At 52.5% G+C, this 3,532-nt stretch carries 1 tRNA gene and 2 rRNA genes; all 3 read left to right on the plus strand.

What is annotated here, in order from left to right:
- The first annotated feature begins 200 nt into the window (after positions 1 to 200).
- The 3 genes from DY251_RS21020 (at position 201) to DY251_RS21030 (ending at position 3,530) form a co-directional block, all read left to right on the plus strand.
- A 23S ribosomal RNA gene (locus DY251_RS21020) occupies positions 201 to 2,999 on the plus strand.
- A gap of 191 nt (positions 3,000 to 3,190) precedes the next feature.
- Positions 3,191 to 3,305: ribosomal RNA gene (gene rrf / locus DY251_RS21025) — 5S ribosomal RNA — on the plus strand.
- 148 nt (positions 3,306 to 3,453) lie between these two features.
- Positions 3,454 to 3,530, plus strand: a tRNA-Met gene (locus DY251_RS21030).
- The last annotated feature ends 2 nt before the right edge of the window (positions 3,531 to 3,532 follow it).

Consider the following 3,532-nt stretch of genomic DNA (forward strand, 5'->3'; position numbering starts at 1 on the left):
TTCGGGTGGCGTGATTTGTCGTAAGGGACGCTCAATCCCTTACAGATGATTGGCCTGTTTAACCGCAGCCACCGTTCAGATCTCGAGAAGCTGGTCTTTTTGTGCCAATCCATTCGGAATGCGCATGATCCCAAAAGGTTGAGAAATCTTTTGAGTAAGGTTCATGTGCAAAAATCTGGATGAGCATTGGAAATGAGAACGATCAAGTGTCTTAAGGGCAATTGGTGGATGCCTTGGCATGCACAGGCGAAGAAGGACGTGATACGCTGCGATAAGCTACGGGGAGGTGCGAATACCCTTTGATCCGTAGATTTCCGAATGGGGAAACCCACCTTAAATACTTGGAAAATCAGAGTAGCAGAGCAATTTGCTGCTGTGGTTTCCAAGTATTGTTTAAAGGTAACTTACCCTGAATACATAGGGGTAAAGTGGCGAACGCGGGGAACTGAAACATCTAAGTACCCGTAGGAAAGGACATCAACAGAGACTCCGGTAGTAGCGGCGAGCGAACCCGGACCAGGCCAGCGGTATCAGTGAGACAAGCAAAACCATCTGGAAAGTTGGGCGACATGGGTGATAGCCCCGTATGCGTAATGCAATCTGATATCCTTGAGTAAGGCGGGACACGTGAAATCCTGTCTGAAATTCGGAGGACCACCTTCGAAGCCTAAGTACTCGTGCATGACCGATAGCGAACTAGTACCGTGAGGGAAAGGTGAAAAGCACCCCGACGAGGGGAGTGAAAAAGTACCTGAAACCGGTTGCCTACAAACAGATGGAGCCCGCAAGGGTGACATCGTACCTTTTGTATAATGGGTCAGCGACTTAGTGTATCGAGCAAGCTTAAGCCGGTAGGTGTAGGCGCAGCGAAAGCGAGTCTGAACAGGGCGTTCAGTTCGATGCATTAGACCCGAAACCGAGTGATCTAGCCATGAGCAGGTTGAAGGTAAGGTAACACTTACTGGAGGACCGAACCCATAACTGTTGCAATAGTTCGGGATGACTTGTGGCTAGGGGTGAAAGGCCAATCAAACTCGGAAATAGCTGGTTCTCCGCGAAATCTATTTAGGTAGAGCGTCGAGCGAATACCCCAGGGGGTAAAGCACTGGATGGGCTAGGGGTCCTTACCGGATTACCAAACCTAACCAAACTCTGAATACCTGGGAGTACTACTCGGCAGACACACGGCGGGTGCTAACGTCCGTCGTGAAGAGGGAAACAACCCTGACCAACAGCTAAGGTCCCCAAGTTATGGCTAAGTGGGAAAGGATGTGAGGATCCCAAAACAACCAGGATGTTGGCTTAGAAGCAGCCATCATTTAAAGAAAGCGTAACAGCTCACTGGTCTAAATAAGGGTCTTTGCGCCGAAAATGTAACGGGGCTAAAGCCATACACCGAAGCTTTGGGTTTGCAGCTTGCTGCAAGCGGTAGCGGAGCGTTCTGTAGGCCTGCGAAGGAAGACCCGTGAGGGCTTCTGGAGGTATCAGAAGTGCGAATGCTGACATGAGTAACGTAAGGGGTGTGAGAGACACCCCCGCCGAAAGTCCAAGGGTTCCTGCTTAAAGTTAATCTGAGCAGGGTTAGCCGGACCCTAAGTCGAGGCAGAAATGCGTAGACGATGGGAATCACGTTAATATTCGTGAGCCTGGAGGTAGTGACGGATCATCAGGATAGTTCAACCTTATCGGATTGGTTGGGCTGTTGCGTGGTCCCAGGAAATAGCTCCTCCTTATAGTCCGTACCCGAAACCGACACTGGTGGACTGGTAGAGTATACCAAGGCGCTTGAGAGAACTATGCTGAAGGAACTCGGCAAATTGCACGCGTAACTTCGGAAGAAGCGTGACCCTTCATTACGCAAGTAGTGGGGGGTGGCACAGACCAGGGGGTAGCGACTGTTTATCAAAAACACAGGGCTCTGCGAAGCCGCAAGGCGACGTATAGGGTCTGACGCCTGCCCGGTGCTGGAAGGTTAAGAGGAGGGGTGCAAGCTCTGAATCGAAGCCCCAGTAAACGGCGGCCGTAACTATAACGGTCCTAAGGTAGCGAAATTCCTTGTCGGGTAAGTTCCGACCTGCACGAATGGCGTAACGACTTCCCCGCTGTCTCCAGCATAGACTCAGTGAAATTGAATTCCCCGTGAAGATGCGGGGTTCCTGCGGTTAGACGGAAAGACCCCGTGCACCTTTACTATAGCTTTACATTGGCATTCGTAGTGGCATGTGTAGGATAGGTGGTAGGCTTTGAAGCAGGGACGCCAGTTTCTGTGGAGCCTTCCTTGAAATACCACCCTTATCTCTATGGATGTCTAACCGCGGCCCGTTATCCGGGTCCGGGACAATGTATGGTGGGTAGTTTGACTGGGGCGGTCGCCTCCTAAAGAGTAACGGAGGCGCGCGATGGTGGGCTCAGAACGGTCGGAAATCGTTCGCTGAGTGCAATGGCATAAGCCTGCCTGACTGCGAGACTGACAAGTCGAGCAGAGACGAAAGTCGGTCATAGTGATCCGGTGGTCCCGAGTGGAAGGGCCATCGCTCAACGGATAAAAGGTACGCCGGGGATAACAGGCTGATGACCCCCAAGAGTCCATATCGACGGGGTTGTTTGGCACCTCGATGTCGACTCATCGCATCCTGGGGCTGGAGCAGGTCCCAAGGGTATGGCTGTTCGCCATTTAAAGCGGTACGTGAGTTGGGTTCAGAACGTCGTGAGACAGTTCGGTCCCTATCTGCCGTGGGTGTAGGAATATTGAAAGGATCTGTCCCTAGTACGAGAGGACCGGGATGGACGTATCTCTGGTGGACCTGTTGTGGCGCCAGCCGCATAGCAGGGTAGCTATATACGGAACGGATAACCGCTGAAGGCATCTAAGCGGGAAACCGACCTTAAAACGAGTATTCCCTGAGAGCCGTGGAAGACGACCACGTTGATAGGCCGGGTGTGGAAGAGCGGCAACGCTTGAAGCTTACCGGTACTAATAACTCGATTGGCTTGATCGTTCCCATTTGCAATGCTCATCATCGCCAAGGGCGATGATGGAATTTTGCCCTCGCGGCAGTCAGTTCCGCTGACGCCTCCGGGAGGGCGCGGCATAAGCCGCGACGGCCAGTCGGCCTTGCGAAGCTTTGCTTCGTAAAGCGTCAGACTGAAGGCACATCAAATCCAGCTTCTCATTCATGCGTTTCGCTGACCTGGTGGTTATGGCGGAGCGGCTGCACCCGATCCCATTCCGAACTCGGCCGTGAAACGCTCCAGCGCCAATGGTACTTCGTCTCAAGACGCGGGAGAGTAGGTCGCTGCCAGGTCTGCAAAACGCATGAAAATCTTCTCTTCTCGAACTCAGCCTCAAATGAGGCACAAAAGGCCACATCAAAACGCCTGCATCATTTGAATTACTACGTAAGCAAAACCAAACTTACGATCCGTTCCCGGGAAATCCCCGCGAACTCATAACGCGGGGTGGAGCAGCCCGGTAGCTCGTCAGGCTCATAACCTGAAGGCCGCAGGTTCAAATCCTGCCCCCGCAACCAAA

This window comes from Mesorhizobium denitrificans (genome assembly GCF_003403035.1).
GTDB lineage: Bacteria > Pseudomonadota > Alphaproteobacteria > Rhizobiales > Rhizobiaceae > Mesorhizobium_G > Mesorhizobium_G denitrificans.